General features: G+C 70.4%; 17 protein-coding genes. 9 read left to right on the top strand and 8 right to left on the bottom strand.

From position 1 onward, the window contains the following. The coding region (locus tag ABZ880_RS23695) for a biotin carboxylase N-terminal domain-containing protein (protein ID WP_361266225.1) at positions 1-677 on the bottom strand (677 nt) is incomplete at its 3' end. 382 nt (positions 678-1,059) lie between these two features. Between ABZ880_RS23695 and ABZ880_RS23690 the strand changes: the two genes are divergently transcribed. After that, positions 1,060-1,554: a hypothetical protein gene (locus tag ABZ880_RS23690; RefSeq protein ID WP_361266223.1), complete on the top strand. Its 495-nt coding sequence runs from the start codon at positions 1,060-1,062 to the stop codon at positions 1,552-1,554. Here ABZ880_RS23690 and ABZ880_RS23685 read toward each other — a convergent pair. The 4 genes from ABZ880_RS23685 to ABZ880_RS23670 form a co-directional block, all read right to left on the bottom strand. Then, complete coding sequence (locus tag ABZ880_RS23685; protein ID WP_361266221.1) at positions 1,523-2,143, bottom strand: nucleoside triphosphate pyrophosphatase; 621 nt, start codon at positions 2,141-2,143, stop codon at positions 1,523-1,525. The two genes, ABZ880_RS23690 and ABZ880_RS23685, sit on opposite strands and share 32 nt — an antisense overlap. Before the next feature lie 19 nt (positions 2,144-2,162). Beyond that, positions 2,163-2,291, bottom strand: coding sequence for a hypothetical protein (locus ABZ880_RS23680; protein ID WP_361266219.1), 129 nt, complete (start codon positions 2,289-2,291; stop codon positions 2,163-2,165). 137 nt (positions 2,292-2,428) lie between these two features. Next, complete coding sequence (locus tag ABZ880_RS23675; RefSeq protein ID WP_361266217.1) at positions 2,429-2,638, bottom strand: acyl-CoA carboxylase epsilon subunit; 210 nt, start codon at positions 2,636-2,638, stop codon at positions 2,429-2,431. A gap of 22 nt (positions 2,639-2,660) precedes the next feature. Beyond that, on the bottom strand, positions 2,661-4,256 hold the full coding sequence (locus ABZ880_RS23670; protein WP_361266215.1) for an acyl-CoA carboxylase subunit beta: 1,596 nt from the start codon (positions 4,254-4,256) through the stop codon (positions 2,661-2,663). 111 nt (positions 4,257-4,367) lie between these two features. Here ABZ880_RS23670 and ABZ880_RS23665 point away from each other — a divergent pair, with 111 nt between their 5' ends. Continuing rightward, positions 4,368-5,228, top strand: coding sequence for a biotin--[acetyl-CoA-carboxylase] ligase (locus tag ABZ880_RS23665; protein ID WP_361266213.1), 861 nt, complete (start codon positions 4,368-4,370; stop codon positions 5,226-5,228). A gap of 112 nt (positions 5,229-5,340) precedes the next feature. Further along, positions 5,341-6,468: an adenylate/guanylate cyclase domain-containing protein gene (locus ABZ880_RS23660; protein ID WP_361266211.1), complete on the top strand. Its 1,128-nt coding sequence runs from the start codon at positions 5,341-5,343 to the stop codon at positions 6,466-6,468. Between the two features lie 6 nt (positions 6,469-6,474). Here ABZ880_RS23660 and ABZ880_RS23655 read toward each other — a convergent pair whose 3' ends face one another. Next, positions 6,475-6,957, bottom strand: a complete 483-nt coding sequence (locus ABZ880_RS23655; RefSeq protein ID WP_361266209.1) for a hypothetical protein — start codon at positions 6,955-6,957, stop codon at positions 6,475-6,477. 261 nt (positions 6,958-7,218) lie between these two features. Between ABZ880_RS23655 and ABZ880_RS23650 the strand changes: the two genes are divergently transcribed. The 3 genes from ABZ880_RS23650 (at position 7,219) to hutH (ending at position 10,884) form a co-directional block, all read left to right on the top strand. Then, positions 7,219-8,019 carry an enoyl-CoA hydratase-related protein gene (locus tag ABZ880_RS23650; protein ID WP_361266207.1) on the top strand — a complete coding sequence of 267 codons (801 nt, stop codon included), beginning with the start codon at positions 7,219-7,221 and terminating at the stop codon, positions 8,017-8,019. 84 nt (positions 8,020-8,103) lie between these two features. Continuing rightward, entirely contained in the window at positions 8,104-9,249 is a 1,146-nt protein-coding gene (locus ABZ880_RS23645) for a GGDEF domain-containing protein (protein ID WP_361266205.1), read from the top strand. 96 nt (positions 9,250-9,345) lie between these two features. Further along, complete coding sequence (hutH, locus tag ABZ880_RS23640; protein WP_361266247.1) at positions 9,346-10,884, top strand: histidine ammonia-lyase; 1,539 nt, start codon at positions 9,346-9,348, stop codon at positions 10,882-10,884. A gap of 70 nt (positions 10,885-10,954) precedes the next feature. Here the strand turns inward: hutH and ABZ880_RS23635 are convergent, their stop codons facing one another. Further along, a complete protein-coding gene (locus ABZ880_RS23635; RefSeq protein ID WP_361266204.1) occupies positions 10,955-11,764 on the bottom strand; it encodes a hypothetical protein in 810 nt (269 codons plus the stop codon). A gap of 42 nt (positions 11,765-11,806) precedes the next feature. After that, positions 11,807-12,121, bottom strand: coding sequence for a hypothetical protein (locus ABZ880_RS23630; protein WP_361266202.1), 315 nt, complete (start codon positions 12,119-12,121; stop codon positions 11,807-11,809). Positions 12,122-12,230: 109 nt separating this feature from the next. Here ABZ880_RS23630 and ABZ880_RS23625 point away from each other — a divergent pair, with 109 nt between their 5' ends. The 3 genes from ABZ880_RS23625 to ABZ880_RS23615 all read left to right on the top strand — a co-directional run bounded on the left by ABZ880_RS23625 (position 12,231) and on the right by ABZ880_RS23615 (position 15,706). Beyond that, positions 12,231-12,575 carry a hypothetical protein gene (locus ABZ880_RS23625; protein ID WP_361266200.1) on the top strand — a complete coding sequence of 115 codons (345 nt, stop codon included), beginning with the start codon at positions 12,231-12,233 and terminating at the stop codon, positions 12,573-12,575. A gap of 243 nt (positions 12,576-12,818) precedes the next feature. Beyond that, the gene (locus ABZ880_RS23620; RefSeq protein WP_361266198.1) at positions 12,819-14,084 is read left to right on the top strand and encodes an Ig-like domain-containing protein; all 1,266 of its coding nucleotides are present in this window, start codon (positions 12,819-12,821) and stop codon (positions 14,082-14,084) included. A 146-nt stretch (positions 14,085-14,230) separates the two neighbouring features. Next, on the top strand, positions 14,231-15,706 hold the full coding sequence (locus ABZ880_RS23615; protein ID WP_361266197.1) for an FtsX-like permease family protein: 1,476 nt from the start codon (positions 14,231-14,233) through the stop codon (positions 15,704-15,706).

Here is a 15,706-nt window from a genome sequence, read left to right as displayed (position 1 = left end):
CGGGTGGAGACGACGACCACGTTGCCGTGGGTGTCGGCCAGGCACTGGGTCTCCACGTGCCGGGGCTTGTCCAGGTAGCGCTCGACGAAGCACTCGCCGCGGCCGAAGGCGGCCACCGCCTCACGCACTGCCGACTCGTACAGCTCGGGGACCTCGTCGAGGGTGCGGGCGACCTTCAGACCGCGGCCGCCACCACCGAACGCGGCCTTGATCGCGATCGGCAGGCCGTGCTGTTCGGCGAAGGCCACGACCTCCTCGGCGCCGCTGACCGGGTCCGGCGTGCCCGCCACCAGCGGGGCGCCGGCACGCTGCGCGATGTGCCGGGCGGCGACCTTGTCGCCGAGGTCGCGGATGGCCTGCGGCGGCGGGCCGATCCAGATCAGACCGGCGTCCAGGACCGCCTGCGCGAAGTCGGCGTTCTCGGAAAGGAAGCCGTAGCCCGGATGGATGGCGTCCGCGCCCGACTCGCGCGCCGCGTTCAGGACCTTCTCGATGTCCAGGTAGCTGCTCGCCGGGGTGTCACCGCCCAGGGCGAACGCCTCGTCCGCGGCGCGGACATGCAGAGCGTCGCGGTCCGGGTCCGCGTAGACGGCCACGCTCGCGATCCCCGCGTCCCGACAGGCCCGGGCCACGCGGACAGCGATTTCGCCACGGTTGGCGATGAGCACCTTGCGCACGATTGAGGCTCCCTCCTTGAAACAAGCCGAGTTTAGGGACTGCCGACACGGCACTTCGACCCGTCCCCAATGGTGAGCTTGCCCACACGGAGCGTGATACGAGGCTCGCTCGACCCGCGAAATCCCATGTCGCACCTCGGTACGCAGGACTCCTCCCGGCAACCCTAGCCCTCCCATGTGGTCAAGGTCTCTGTGAGAGCGTGCTGCGGGCCACTCGGTTTCTTTGTGGAGTCCCTACGAATGGCCCAACGATTCTTTGCCGCCGACAGAACTCTTGTCCCGGGGTTTACCCGTTAGTAGCGTTCACGATGTCTCGGACGTACTTGGGGTAACAGAGCATTGCCCGGCGGGCTCGGGCGGCAGTCGAAAGTGGGTGGGACCGGTGGTGCGCAGACCGGTGGCGTGGATCGTGGCCGTCGTCCTCTTCGTGGAGGCGTTCGGGGTGGCCGCGCTGAACTGGTTCCTGGGGGTCGTGGTCGACCGTCAGGACATGTCCCTGGCCGGCCTCGACCCCGACACGATGTCGGTGTCCTCGAAGGTCGGCGGCATCGTCTTCGGCCTCTACTACGCCCTGTGCGGCCTGGTCGCGCTCCTCGTGGCCCTGCGCAACCGCCCGCCGGCCGGCTTCGGCCGGATCCTGCTGATCAGCGCGGCCGTGGTGCACGGGCTGCTGGGGGCGTTCGTGTGGGGGCTCGTGGGCTGGGCCGCGTTCCTGTTCATGATCGCCGTACTCGCCCTCATCGTGCTGCTCCTGATGACGTACGACAGTCCGGCCGAACCCAGCGACACCCCGCCCACCGAGGCCCCCGGCCCCGAGGGCGGCAAGGACGACGGGGGCTCGCCCGTCACGCCTCCGCCGGCGCCCACAACTCCGTGATGCCGACGCCCAGTTGGGCGAGCAGCCGGCGGACCAGGGGCAGGCTGATGCCGATCACGTTGCCGTGGTCGCCGTCGATGCCCTCGATGAACGGGGCGCTGCGGCCGTCCAGGGTGAACGCACCGGCGACATAGAGGGGTTCGCCCGAGGCGACGTACGCGGCGATCTCCTCGTCGGTGGGCTCGCCGAAGCGGACGACGGTGGAGGCGGTGCCCGACGCGTACCGCTTGTTCGCCGTGTCCCAGATGCAGTGGCCCGTCTGGAGGGTGCCGGCGCGTCCGCGCATCGACTTCCAGCGGGCCGTCGCCTCCTCGGCGTCGGCGGGCTTGCCGAGGGCTTCGCCGTCCAGGTCCAGCACGGAGTCGCAGCCGATCACCAGGGCGCCGTGTGCGTCCGGCCGCGCCGCTACGACGGAGGCCTTGGCCTCGGCCAGCGCGAGTGCGAGTTCGGCCGGTGTGGGGGCCGTTACGGCGTCCTCGTCCACGCCGCTCACGATGACCTCCGGTGTGAGGCCGGCCTGGCGCAGGAGGTTCAGGCGGGCGGGGGACTGGGAGGCGAGGATGAGGCGGCGGCGGGGCGCGTCTGTCATGCGGTCAGGGTATCGCCGGTCACTTGAGACCGATCACGATCATTGCCAGGAGCATGGCCAGGGCCATGAGAAGGCCGAGCCGCCGCATCATGACCTGCATGTCTTGCAGTTCCTTGGGCGGCTCGTTCTCAGGGTCGGACCACAGCATGTCTTTTAGCTTGCGGAGGTTTGGCCGTGTGCGCCTGAGTACGCGTACTCAAGTTCTCGGCCCGCAGACGTAGTGACTTGTCTGCGGGCCGGTGGGGGCTTGTCGCGCGGTGCCCCGTGCCCCTGAAAAACCTTCGGTCACCCTGGCCAATACGTGCGGGCCCAGGACGTGGGCCCGGGCTGGGGCAGGCGGTGGCTTGCGATCCTGGACGGGTCGGACCAGGAGTCCTTGTCCCGTACCGCGCCCGGCGGGACCGAGGCCGCCGCCGCGGCGCGGGCGCGGACCACCGCAAGGGCGGCGGCCAGTTCCTCCGGGGTCGGGTTGCCCCGTACGACCTTGATGTTCATGACGGCTCCCAGGGTCCGCGGGCTAGAGGGGGATGTTGCCGTGCTTCTTCGGGGGCAGCGACTCCCGCTTGGTGCGCAGCTGGCGCAGGCCGCGGACGACGTGGCGGCGGGTCTCGGACGGCATGATCACCGAGTCGACGTAGCCGCGTTCGGCCGCGATGTAGGGGTTGAGGAGGGTGTCCTCGTACTCCTGGATCAGGCGGGCGCGGACGGCCTCGAGGTCCTCGCCGTTCGCCTCCGCCTCGGCGATCGTGCGGCGGTGCAGGATGTTGACCGCGCCCTGGGCGCCCATGACGGCGATCTGGGCCGTGGGCCAGGCGAGGTTGAGGTCGGCGCCGAGGTGCTTGGAGCCCATGACGTCGTAGGCGCCGCCGAAGGCCTTGCGGGTGATGACCGTGATGAGCGGGACGGTGGCCTCGGCGTAGGCGTAGATGAGCTTGGCGCCGCGGCGGATGATGCCGTCGTGCTCCTGGTCGACGCCGGGCAGGAAGCCCGGGACGTCGACGAAGGTGATGACCGGGACGTTGAAGGCGTCGCAGGTGCGCACGAAGCGGGCCGCCTTCTCGGACGCGGTGATGTCGAGGCAGCCGGCGAACTGCATGGGCTGGTTGGCGACGATGCCGACCGGGTGGCCCTCGACGCGGCCGAAGCCGGTGAGGATGTTCGGCGCGAACAGCGGCTGCGTCTCGAAGAACTCGGCGTCGTCCAGGATGTGTTCGATCACCGTGTGCATGTCGTACGGCTGGTTCGCGCTGTTGGGCACGAGAGTGTCCAGCTCGAGGTCCTCGTCCGTGACGGCGAGGTCCGCCTCCTCCGGGAAGACCGGGGCCTCGGAGAGGTTGTTGGACGGCAGGTACGACAGCAGCTGCTTGACGTACTCGATGGCGTCCTTCTCGTCGCCGGCCATGTGATGCGCCACGCCGGAGGTCGAGTTGTGGGTGCGGGCGCCGCCCAGCTCCTCGAAGCCGACGTCCTCGCCGGTGACCGTCTTGATGACGTCCGGGCCGGTGATGAACATGTGCGAGGTCTGGTCGACCATCACCGTGAAGTCGGTGATCGCGGGCGAGTAGACCGCGCCGCCGGCGCAGGGGCCGACGACCAGGCTGATCTGCGGGATGACGCCGCTGGCGTGGGTGTTGCGGCGGAAGATCTCGCCGTACGCCCCCAGGGACGCCACGCCCTCCTGGATGCGGGCGCCGCCGGAGTCGTTGATCCCGATGACCGGACAGCCGGTCTTCAGCGCGAAGTCCATGACCTTGACGATCTTCTGGCCGTAGACCTCACCGAGGGCGCCGCCGAAGACGGTGAAGTCCTGGGAGAAGACCGCCACCGGGCGGCCGTCGACCGTGCCGTAGCCGGTGACGACGCCGTCGCCGTAGGGGCGGTTCTTGTCCAGGCCGAAGTTGGTGGAGCGGTGCCGGGCGAACTCGTCGAGCTCGACGAAGGAACCCTCGTCGAGGAGGAGCTCGATGCGCTCACGGGCCGTCAACTTGCCCTTGGCGTGCTGCTTTTCGACGGCGCGTGCGGAGCCGGCGTGCGTCGCCTCGTCAATACGACGCTGGAGATCCGCGAGCTTGCCCGCGGTGGTGTGAATGTCGATCTCTTCCGGCTCGGACATCGGGATCGCGGCTCCCTGCCTGCTCAAAAGGGGGGACGGTTACTCATCCGTAGAGTAGTGGGGGCGCTACGAATCAGCAGTGCGGCGTTTCACACACCTAGGGTGGCTTGCATGACGCCGCGAGATGCATCAGACGACAGCCGCTGGTCCGATCTGGACCGGCCTCCGCTCAACGCCACCGCGCTGCGGCGCGGGCTAGTGCAGGAAGGCGGGCTGTGGCGCGAGGTGGAGGTGGTGCAGAGCACCGGCTCCACCAACTCCGACCTGGTCGCCCTGGCGGCCGCGGGCAAGGCCGTCGAGGGAACCGTACTGGTCGCCGAGGAGCAGACCTCGGGGCGGGGCCGGCTGGACCGCCAGTGGACGGCACCGGCCCGCTCCGGCCTCTTCTTCTCCGTCCTGCTGAAGCCGGGCGAGGTGCCGGTGGCCCGCTGGGGCTGGCTGCCGCTGCTCACCGGGGTCGCCGTGGCGACGGGGCTGTCCCGCTCGGCGGGCGTGGACACGGCACTCAAGTGGCCCAACGACCTGCTCGTTTCCATCGGGGGCGAGGAACGCAAGGCGGGCGGCATCCTCGCCGAGCGGGCCGGCGACGACGGCGTGGTCATCGGCGTCGGCATCAACGTGACCCTGCGGGCGAACGAACTCCCGGTGCCCACGGCCGGGTCGCTCGCGCTGGCGGGGGCGGTGAGCACGGACCGCGATCCCCTGCTGCGGGCGGTGCTGCGCTCTCTGGAGGAGTGGTACCTGCGCTGGCGGGCGGCCATGGGCGACCCGACGGTGAGCGGTCTCCAGGAGACGTATGCGGCCGGGTGCGCGACGCTGGGGCGGACGGTGCGGGCGGAGCTGCCCGGGGACCGCTCGCTGGTCGGGGAGGCGGTGGCGCTGGACGGGGACGGACGCCTGGTGATCGCTACGGAGGAGGGTGTGCAGGAACCGGTGGGCGCGGGAGACATCGTGCACCTGCGGCCGGCGTGAGATCGGATGTCGCGGCCTCGTGCAGTGACCGTCGGGAGTGAGCTACCGCACACCTGCCGTACAGTTGAGGCCGGTCGATACCTGACCGTGGCAGATCGGAAGGGCAGCAGGCGTGACCGTCGACGACACGGGCTCCGGCACGGGCGCGGACGGCCGGGTGGACCCCCACGCCGCCGATCCCGTCGAGGACCCCCTCGCCCTGCGTCTGGAGCATCTGATCCTCGGCGCCGAGCGGCGCTACACCCCCTTCCAGGCGGCCCGCAGCGCAGGCGTCTCCGTGGAGCTCGCCACCCGCTTCTGGCGGGCCATGGGCTTCGCCGACATCGGCCAGGCCAAGGCGCTCACCGAGGCCGACGTACTGGCGCTGCGCCGCCTGTCCGGTCTCGTCGAGGCGGGCCTGCTGAGCGAGGCGATGGCGGTGCAGGTGGCCCGGTCCACCGGGCAGACCACGGCCCGGCTCGCCGAGTGGCAGATCGACTCCTTCCTGGAGGGCCTCACCGAGCCCCCGGAACCCGGGATGACGCGCACCGAGGTGACGTACCCGATCGTCGAGCTGCTCCTGCCCGAGCTGGAGGAGTTCCTCGTCTACGTCTGGCGGCGCCAGCTCGCCGCCTCGGCCGGCCGGGTCGTGCAGGCCGCCGACGACGAGGAGATGGTCGACCGGCGCCTGGCCGTCGGCTTCGCGGACCTGGTCGGCTTCACCCGCCTCACCCGCCGTATGGAGGAGGAGGAACTCGGCGAGCTCGTCGAGGCCTTCGAGACCACCGCCGCCGACCTGGTCGCCGCGCACGGCGGACGGCTGGTCAAGACGCTGGGCGACGAGGTGCTCTACGCGGCGGACGACTCCGCGGTCGCCGCCGAGATCGCGCTGCGGCTCATCGAGACCATGGCGAACGACGAGACCATGCCCGAACTGCGCGTCGGCATCGCCTTCGGCACGGTGACCACCCGTATGGGCGATGTCTTCGGTACGACGGTCAACCTCGCCTCCCGGCTGACGTCGATAGCCCCGCGCGACGCCGTCCTCGTCGACAGCGACTTCGCTCAGGAGCTGATCCGCACCGGTGAGGCCCCGGCCTCCGAGGCGGAGGCGGCCGAGGCGGCCGCGGCCGCCGAGAAGGAGGGCGAGGAGCCCCCGACGTACCGTTTCGCGCTCCAGCCGATGTGGCAGCGCCCGGTGCGCGGCCTCGGCGTGGTCGAGCCATGGCTGCTGACCAGGCGGAGCGGACCGGCGTCTTAGCCGCCCTCAGTGGGCCCGCATGGCCGCGTCCACGCACAGTCCGACGACCGGGACGCACAGGTCGGGCTGACTCGGGTTCGGGGCGGGGGGCTCGGTCGTCCGGCTCGGGGTCGGGGCCGGTTGCGGGGCCGCGGTCGTCGGCGCGGGTGGGGTGGCCGGTGCCGGGGTGTTGGGCGCCTCCGGGATGGTCGTGGGCGTGCCGGGGGTTGCGGGGGCCGGCGGCGTGGTCGTCGTCGGCAGGGGTACGAGGCCTGCGGTCTGTGTCGGTGTCGCGCTCACCCCGCCCATCGCGGAGGTCGCCGACGGACTCACCCGGGGTACGGCCTCGACGGTGGCCACGGCGTTGTCCGACCGGTCGGCTCCGGAGACCGGATCATGCCCGGGCTCGGCCACGGCGGTCCCGGCCCCGCCGGAGCCCGTATTCGGCGGCATCCGTACGAGACTGAGCGCACCGGCGGCCAGCGCCAGCCCGCCGACGGCGTACAGCATCTTGCGGGGCCGTGGTCTGCGATGCCGCCCGCGCGTGCGTACACCCTCTTGTCCGGTCCGAGGCCCCACCGACGTCTGTGCCATCACGGTCCCCTCCCCGTTGCGCTCGCGCCCCCTGCGCGCCGTGGCGGACGCACGTTATGCGCTCCTGTGCGCGGTGCGGGGGGAGTTGGGCGGGATGTCACCCGAACGGGGACAACGGGAGGAAACCCTGCGATGATCGGGCCGACGGTTGTTAACACGCGTTAACCGGAGGGTGTCATGAGCGAGGAGCGGTTCGGGGAGTTCGTGCTGGTGCGGCGGCACAGGAGCAGGCATGTCGCGGAGCTCGCCCTCGACCGGCCCAAGGCCATGAACGCCGTGTCGAGCGAGATGGCGCGGTCGATCGCCGGGGCGTGTGCGGCGCTGGGGGCCGACCGTGACGTACGGGCGGTCGTGCTGACGTCGACGCACGAGCGGGCGTTCTGTGTGGGGGCGGACCTGAAGGAGCGGAACTCCTTCACCGACGCCGATCTGATGCGCCAGCGGCCCGTCACCCGCGGCGCCTACACCGCGGTGCTGGAGCTGCCGGTGCCGGCGATCGCGGCGGTGCACGGGTTCGCGCTGGGCGGCGGCTTCGAGCTGGCGCTGTCGTGCGACGTGATCGTGGCCGACCGTACGGCGGTGGTGGGGCTGCCGGAGGTGTCCGTGGGGGTGATTCCCGGCGGGGGCGGTACGCAGTTGCTGCCGCGGAGGGTGGGGGCGGCCCGGGCTGCCGAGCTGATCTTCACGGGGCGGCGGTTGGAGGCCGGGGAGGCGCAGGAGCTGGGGCTGGTGGATCAGCTGGTGGAGGAGGGGCGCGACCGGGAGGAGGCCTTGGCTCTGGCCGCTCGCATTGCTGCGAACTCGCCGGTCGGGCTGCGGGCCGCCAAGCGGGCGTTGCGGCTGGGGCAGGGGCTGGATCTGCGCGCCGGGCTGGAGGTGGAGGACGCGGCCTGGCGGTCCGTGGCGTTCTCGGGGGACCGGGCGGAGGGTGTGGCCGCGTTCAACGAGAAGCGGAAGCCTCAGTGGCCGGGGGAGTAGGACGGCTGCGCCGGCCTCGGGGGCCGGTCACCCCAGCGCCGTATCAATAGAACGAATCATCCGAAACCTCCCTAACCTGGGGTAATGGGTGAGGACAAGCGGCTGGCGGCCGTCGTCGCGCTGGCGCAGGGCATGGCGGCGGCCCACGGCTCGCGTGAGGCGTGGCGGGCGGCGGCGGTCGGGGCGTGCCGGGCGCTCGGCGGGAGCTTTGCCGCGCTGTCGGTGTGGGAGCGCGAGCTCGGCCGGCTGCGGGTCCTCGTGAACGTGGGGGAGCGGGTGGAGGGGGAGGAGGAGTATCCGGAGGACGAGTCGTATCCGGTGCACCAGTTCCCCGAGATCACCGAGTTCCTGCACGAGAGATGGGCCCGCGGCGGGGAGCCCAACGCGTGGGTCGAGACGGCCCAGGGGCCGACGGCCGTGGGCAGACCCGGTTACATCCATCAGCGCGTCGCCGCCCTCCGCCGGCGCGGCCGCGGCTGCTGTGTCGTCGCGCCGATCGTGCTGAACGGGCGGGCGTGGGGCGAGCTGTATGTCGCCCGGCCCGCCGGCGATCCCGTCTTCGACCGGGGCGACGCCGACTTCGCCACCGTCCTGGCCGCCGTCGTCGCCGCCGGGATCGCCCAGGCCGAGCGGCTGGAGGAGGCGAGACGGCTCGCCTTCACCGACTCCCTGACCGGTCTCGCCAACCGCCGTGCCGTGGACGTGCGACTGGACGAGGCCATCGAGCGGCACCGTGCGGACGGCACGGTCGTCAGCCTCGTCGTCTGCGACCTGAACGGGCTCAAGCGGGTCAACGACACCCAGGGGCACGCCGTCGGCGACCGGCTGCTCGAACGCTTCGGCTCGGTCCTGTCCCTGTGCGGCGCCATGCTGCCGGGTGCGCTCGCCGCGCGCCTCGGCGGTGACGAGTTCTGTCTGCTGGCCGTCGGGCCCAGTGCCGACGAGGCGGTCAAGGCGGCCGACGAACTCTGCCGCCGCGCGGCCGAGTTGGAGCTCGGGGACGGGGTGGCCTGCGGGGTCGCGTCCACGCAGGATCCCATCGGGCCCGTGCGCTCTGCCCGCCGGCTGTTCCGGCTGGCCGACGCGGCCCAGTACCGGGCCAAGGCCGAGCGGGCCACCAAGCCGGTCGTGGCCGGCCGCGCGGGCCCCGACGACCCCGTCGTACGGCTGGCGGACGCGCCCTCCGGCGAGCGGACCGCCGAGCGCCGCCGGTTCCGGGGCAGGCCCTGAGCGCCGGGCCCGGGGTGTGACCAATTCGGTAAGGGGTAAACCGGCCACCCACTCGTGACAACTCCGAATTCACTGCGTACGCTCCTGAATATGGATATGCACACTGTGGTGGTGGGGACGTCCGGGGTGACCGCGTCCGACGTTCTCGCCGTGGCGCGCGCCGGCGCCCGGGTCGAGCTCTCGCAGGAGGCCGTCGGGGCGCTTGCCGCCGCCCGCGAGATCGTGGACGCGCTGGCGGCCAAGCCCGAGCCCGTCTACGGCGTCAGCACCGGCTTCGGTGCGCTGGCGACTCGGCACATCAGCCAGGAGCTGCGCGCTCAGCTGCAGCGCAACATCGTCCGCTCGCACGCCGCCGGCCTCGGGCCGCGGGTCGAGCGGGAGGTCGTACGGGCCCTGATGTTCCTGCGGCTCAAGACCGTCTGCTCCGGACACACGGGCGTCCGTCCCGAGGTGGCGCAGACCATGGCCGATGTGCTGAACGCCGGGATCACCCCGGTCGTCCACGAGTACGGCTCCCTGGGCTGCTCCGGCGATCTCGCCCCGCTGTCCCACTGCGCCCTGACGCTCATGGGGGAGGGCGACGCCGAGGGGCCCGACGGCACGGTACGTCCCGCCGGCGAGCTGCTCGCCGAGCACGGGATCGCCCCGGTCGAGCTGCGCGAGAAGGAGGGCCTCGCCCTCCTCAACGGCACCGACGGCATGCTCGGCATGCTGGTCATGGCCCTCGCCGACCTGGACTCCCTCTACAAGTCCGCCGACATCACGGCCGCCCTGTCGCTGGAGGGCCTGCTCGGGACGGACAAGGTCCTCGCCCCCGAGCTGCACGCCATCCGCCCGCACCCGGGGCAGGGGGCGTCCGCCGCCAACATGCTTGCCGTGCTGAAGGGTTCGGAGCTCACCGGGCACCACCAGGACGACGCCCCGCGCGTCCAGGACGCCTACTCGGTGCGCTGCGCGCCGCAGGTCGCCGGTGCCGGACGGGACACCATGGCGCACGCGCGGCTCGTCGCCGAGCGCGAGCTGGCGTCCGCCGTCGACAACCCGGTGGTGCTGCCCGACGGGCGCGTGGAGTCCAACGGCAACTTCCACGGGGCACCGGTGGCGTACGTTCTGGACTTCCTCGCGATCGCCGCCGCGGACCTGGCGTCCATCGCCGAGCGGCGCACCGACCGGCTGCTCGACAAGAACCGCAGCCACGGGCTGCCGCCGTTCCTCGCCGACGACGCGGGCGTCGACTCCGGGCTCATGATCGCCCAGTACACGCAGGCCGCGCTGGTCAGCGAGATGAAGCGGCTGGCCGTGCCGGCGTCGGCGGACTCGATCCCGTCGTCCGCCATGCAGGAGGACCATGTCTCCATGGGCTGGTCGGCCGCCCGCAAGCTGCGCACGGCCGTCGACAACCTCACGCGGGTGATCGCCATCGAGCTCTACGCCGCCACGCGCGCGATCCAGCTCCGCGAGGGACTGGCCCCGGCGCCCGCCTCGCAGGCCGCCATCGAGGCCGTACGGGAGGCCGGAGTGCAGGGCCCCGGCCCGGACCGGTTCCTGGCGCCCGACCTGGCCGCCGCGGACGCGTTCGTACGTGCCGGCCATCTGGTGACCGCGGTGGAGCGTGTGACGGGTCCGCTCGCCTGACCGCTCTTGTAGGTGCGAGGGCCGCCGTCGATCTCCCCCCTTGGGCGGCGGCCCTCTTACGACCTCGGCTCTACTTGAGCTTCGCCGCCTGGGCCTTGATGACCTCGGCGGGGATGTCGTACTTGGTCTGCTCGCCGGCCAGGGCGGCCAGGCTGATCGAGTAGTACGCGGCGATCGTGGAGCCGTGGCGCACCACCTCGCCGTGCACCGTCTGGGTGTCGCCCTCGACCTTGCCGGTCACCTCGAAGGCCACCGACTCGTCACCGGTGCCGGAGGACTTCTCCTCGGCGACCTTGTTGAACTTCTGGGTGTCCTGGCCCTTGGCCGAGACCGTGAACCCGCTCGCGCAGCCGCTGACCGCGTCCGACACGGACTTCATCGTCTCCTGGGCGCCCTCGCCGTCGTACGAGGAGAGGGAGACGATCGTCATCGTGGAGCCCATGATGTCCTTGAGGCTGTCCTCGAGGGCGTCGAGGTCCTCGTCGGAGGTGCCCGTGGACGTCGGCTCGGCGCTCTTCTTGGTCGCCATGCGGTTCACGTACGCGCTCTCGTCGTCGCCCGGCGCGAAGCCGGTGAGGACGTAGGCGAGCGGCTCGCACTTGGCGTCGGCCACCGTCACCTGGTCCTTGGACTCGGCGAACTTGCCGCCCGTGTCGGCGGACTTGACGTCATAGCCGTCGAGGTCCGCGCTGCTGATGATCAGCTTCTCGAGCTCGGCCGCGCTGAGCGCCTTGGCGGCCGCAGTCGACGAGGAACCCTTGTCCGCCGAGTCCTTGGAGTCCTCGGAGCCGGAGTTCCCGCCGCAACCTGTGATGAGGGCGAGCGACAGCACGCTCACAGTCGCCGTGGCGCCCATGCGCGCCCTCGATGATCTCTTCATGAGCGGAGTGTGAAGTCCGCGTCAAGGAATCGTCAAGCCGATTTAAAACCCGAGGCGTTCGCGACGTACCGAATAGATCACGAAGCCCGCGCCGACGCCGAGGAAGAGAGTGCCGCCGACGACGTACGGAGTGGTGTCGAAGCTTCCCGTGTCGGCGAGTCGGGTGTCCGTGCCGGTCGCGTCCGTGGTCTCCGAGGTCACCCGCGCCTGCGTTGTGACCTGCGAGGAAGGGGTCGCCCCGGGGGTCGTTCTGGCCGGTGCGTCCCCGGTCGCGTTGGCGGACGGGACGAACCACAGGGCGCACAGGAGGGTCCCTGCGGCGGTGGCTGTCAGCAACGGACGGCGAGCGGATGACACGGAATATCGATCCCCTTGTGGCGCTGGCGAATTGGCCGTGTGGAGCGATGTTAGTGAAAGGCGCGGGTCACGGGAAAGTCACGGGAGGACTGGGTCGTACGCTCACGCCATGAGCACTGAAGAGACATCACGTTTTGTCCGGCTTCGCGTTGAACTCGTCGTCGAAATCGACGACGCGGACGCCGTGACCAAGGCCGCGCTGGAGCGGATCGCCGGCGAGGCCGACATGCCGGCCGACGAGCGGGCGCATGCCGAAGGCGCTGTGACGGAAGACACGGCGGAGGCCCTCGCGTATCTCGTCGACCCGTTCGACCTGGTGGGCGAGGTGCCGGGGGTCGAACTCGCGCAGGCCTCCTGGTCCAGCGAGCCGATCGACTACGACCCCGATTCGCCGGATTGGGACCTGGACGAGGATGATGAGGGCGAAGATGACGAGGAGGGCGGCGTCGTCTGAGCGGCTTGGGGAAATCGTGACCCCGGGTGGCAACCGCCGTCCGGGGTCTCGTCGTCTTGAGCGGCGCACTGACCGACGTCCGCACCGTCCGCACCATCCGCCCCGGCGAACGTGGCGTGCCCCACACCTTCAGGGAATGTGGAACGGGAGAAACCGGTCGTAGCGTTGAAGCTCGTTGAGGGCTGAAGTTTCGGCTGAGGTCCGTCGACGGGGACTCTCGGGGTTTTTGGGGATACGGCAACGATGGAGAAGCGTGTGATGACGAACAGTAAGCGGCGCAGGGGCCTGACGGTCGCGTCCGCACTGCTCGGCGGGGTCCTGGTGCTCTCGGCCTGTTCCGGCGGTGGCGACGACGCCTCCGGCAGCAAGAGCAAGGACACCTCGCAGGCCAAGGCCGACGAGGCGGCGGCCAAGAAGACGTCCGAGGCCGACATCAAGATCACGCCCAAGGACGGCTCCGACAACGCCTCCATCAACAACTCCGCCGCCGTCACCGTCAGCAAGGGCACGCTCACGAACGTGACGATGACGACGGCGAACGGCACCGCGGTCTCCGGCGCCCTCTCCGCCGACAAGACCAGCTGGAAGCCCAGCGCCCAGCTCGAGCGCTCGACCACCTACAAGGTGGCGGCCACCGCGAAGGACTCCAAGGGTCTCGAGGCCCACGAGAACGCCTCGTTCACCACGGTCTCCCCGTCCAACAGCTTCATAGGCAACTTCACGCCGGAGGACGGCTCGACGGTCGGCGTGGGCATGCCCGTGTCGATCAACTTCGACAAGGCGATCACCAACAAGGCCGCGGTCCAGAAGGGCATCACGGTCTCCTCCAGCAGCGGTCAGGAGGTCGTCGGGCACTGGTTCAACGCCAACCGCCTCGACTTCCGCCCCGAGGACTACTGGAAGGGGAACTCCACCGTCACGCTGAAGCTCGCGCTCGACGGCGTCGAGGGCGCCTCCGGTGTCTACGGCGTGCAGCAGAAGACGGTCACCTTCCACATCGGCCGCAACCAGATCTCCTACGTCGACGCGAAGACCAAGCAAATGAAGGTCACGCAGGACGGCAAGACGGTCAAGACCATCCCGATCTCGGCCGGTTCGCCGACCAACAAGACGTACGAGGGCATCATGGTGATGTCCGAGAAGTTCAAGGAGACGCGCATGAACGGCGCGACCGTGGGCTTCACCGACGACGACGGCAAGGGCGAGTACGACATCAAGGACGTGCCGCACGCCATCCGGCTCACCAACTCCGGCACCTTCGTGCACGGCAACTACTGGGGCGCCAAGTCCATCTTCGGCAGCGTGAACACCAGCCACGGCTGTGTGGGTCTGTCCGACACGAAGGGCGCCAACGACAAGAACACGGCGGGCTACTGGTTCTACAACAGCTCGATCGTCGGTGACGTCGTGGTCGTCTCCAACACCGGTGACAAGACGGTGTCGCCGGACAACGGCCTCAACGGCTGGAACCTCAGCTGGGCGGACTGGAAGGCCGGTTCGGCCGTCTGACCCACCGGTACCTCACAGCTTTCCGATGCCGCCCCCAGGGGCGGCATCGGTGTTTCTGGGGCCTTTCTGGGGTCCGCCACAGCCTTCTCATGCATCTCTTATTTCGGCCTTATCCAGTCATCACGAGCCGTCCCTAGCTTGCGGCCATGTTCTTCACCTACCTGAGGCGCGAGCTGCGCCGCCGCAGAAAGGCGGCCCTCGTCGTCGCCTCCGGGCTCGCGCTGGGCATCGCGCTGGTCATCGTGGTCAACTCCGTGTCCAACGGCATGGGGAAGGCCCAGGACAAGGTCCTCCAGTCGCTCTACGGCCTGGGTACGGACATGACGGTCACCAAGGCGGCCACCCCGACCGCGAGCAACTCGCAGCGGCCGCGCTTCCAGTTCGACGCGCAGAACAACGGCGACGACTCGACGCAGAGCAGCGACCGGGTCATGGTGCAGGGCTTCACCACGCTGGCCTCCTCGACCGTCTCCAAGGTCGGCGGCCAGAAGGGCGTCTCGTCCGCGGTGGGCGGGCTGAGCCTCAACGTGGTGAAGGTCAGCGGCCAGTTCACCCGCGGGCAGTTCCAGCAGAACCAGAACTCCGGTGGCAACAACCAGGGCGGTCCCGGCCAGGGCAACGGCGGCAGCAGCGGCCAGCCGCAGGGCGAAGTGCAGGGCGGTGGCGCCGACTTCAGCCTCAACCAGTACTCGGTCTACGGCACCGACGTCACCAAGACCGGCCTCGGGCCGCTGACCTCCTCGAAGATCACCAGCGGCCGTACGTTCAAGACGACGGAGACCGACGCCAAGGTCGCGGTCGTGGACTCGGCGTACGCCAAGGAGAAGAAGTACAAGGTCGGTTCGACCGTCACCGTCAAGAGCGTCAAGTACAAGGTGATCGGCATCGCGACCGCGGACAGCGGGGACGCAGCGGCCAACCTGTACATCCCGCTGGAGCAGGCGCAGACGCTGGCAGGGGAGAAGAACAAGGTCACCACGATCTACGTCAAGGCGACCGACTCCCAGCAGATCGACTCCGTCAAGTCGACCATCCAGAAGAACGTTTCGGGTACGACGGTCACGACCTCGACGGACCTTGCGAAGACGGTGTCCGGGTCGCTGTCCACGGCGTCGTCGCTGGCCACGAACGTCGGCAAGTGGCTGTCGATCGCGGTGCTGGTGGCCGCGTTCCTGGTGGCGGGGCTGTTGACGTCGTCGGCCGTCTCCCGCCGGGTGCGGGAGTTCGGCACGCTCAAGGCGCTGGGGTGGAAGTCGGGGCGGGTCACCCGGCAGGTCGTCGGCGAGGCCATGGTGAACGGTCTGCTGGGCGGTGCGCTGGGGATCGCGCTCGGTCTGGCGGGGGCCTATGTCGTGACCTCCGTGAGCCCCACGCTGCAGGCGCAGTTGGGCGGGGGCGGCGGCAACGCGGGCGGTGCCGGTGGTGGTCCTGGCGGCTTCGGCGGCGGTCCGGGCCGTCAGGCCGCGAAGACGCTCGAGGTCGCGCTGACCGCGCCCGTGAGCGTGACGACGATCGTGCTGGCGGTGGTCCTCGCGGTGGCCGGCGGCCTGATCGCGGGAGCGTTCGGCGGCTGGCGGGCGTCGCGGCTGCGCCCGGCGGATGCGCTGCGCCGCGTCGAGTAG

Source organism: Streptomyces sp. NPDC047043, from assembly GCF_040644055.1.
Classification (GTDB): Bacteria; Actinomycetota; Actinomycetes; order Streptomycetales; family Streptomycetaceae; genus Streptomyces.
The sequence above is the reverse complement of the archived record's forward strand: the minus strand, read 5'-3'. Positions and strand labels throughout refer to the sequence as shown.

Coding starts and splice junctions, on each gene's coding strand:
- ABZ880_RS23685 (WP_361266221.1), bottom strand. CDS start 2,143: ATGACAGACGCGCCCCGCCGCCGCCTCATCCTCGCCTCCCAGTCCCCC.
- ABZ880_RS23625 (WP_361266200.1), top strand. CDS start 12,231: ATGAGCACTGAAGAGACATCACGTTTTGTCCGGCTTCGCGTTGAACTC.
- ABZ880_RS23680 (WP_361266219.1), bottom strand. CDS start 2,291: ATGCTGTGGTCCGACCCTGAGAACGAGCCGCCCAAGGAACTGCAAGAC.
- ABZ880_RS23670 (WP_361266215.1), bottom strand. CDS start 4,256: ATGTCCGAGCCGGAAGAGATCGACATTCACACCACCGCGGGCAAGCTC.
- ABZ880_RS23675 (WP_361266217.1), bottom strand. CDS start 2,638: ATGAACATCAAGGTCGTACGGGGCAACCCGACCCCGGAGGAACTGGCC.
- ABZ880_RS23615 (WP_361266197.1), top strand. CDS start 14,231: ATGTTCTTCACCTACCTGAGGCGCGAGCTGCGCCGCCGCAGAAAGGCG.
- ABZ880_RS23655 (WP_361266209.1), bottom strand. CDS start 6,957: ATGCTGTACGCCGTCGGCGGGCTGGCGCTGGCCGCCGGTGCGCTCAGT.
- hutH (WP_361266247.1), top strand. CDS start 9,346: ATGCACACTGTGGTGGTGGGGACGTCCGGGGTGACCGCGTCCGACGTT.
- ABZ880_RS23665 (WP_361266213.1), top strand. CDS start 4,368: ATGACGCCGCGAGATGCATCAGACGACAGCCGCTGGTCCGATCTGGAC.
- ABZ880_RS23650 (WP_361266207.1), top strand. CDS start 7,219: ATGAGCGAGGAGCGGTTCGGGGAGTTCGTGCTGGTGCGGCGGCACAGG.
- ABZ880_RS23635 (WP_361266204.1), bottom strand. CDS start 11,764: ATGAAGAGATCATCGAGGGCGCGCATGGGCGCCACGGCGACTGTGAGC.
- ABZ880_RS23620 (WP_361266198.1), top strand. CDS start 12,819: ATGGAGAAGCGTGTGATGACGAACAGTAAGCGGCGCAGGGGCCTGACG.
- ABZ880_RS23645 (WP_361266205.1), top strand. CDS start 8,104: ATGGGTGAGGACAAGCGGCTGGCGGCCGTCGTCGCGCTGGCGCAGGGC.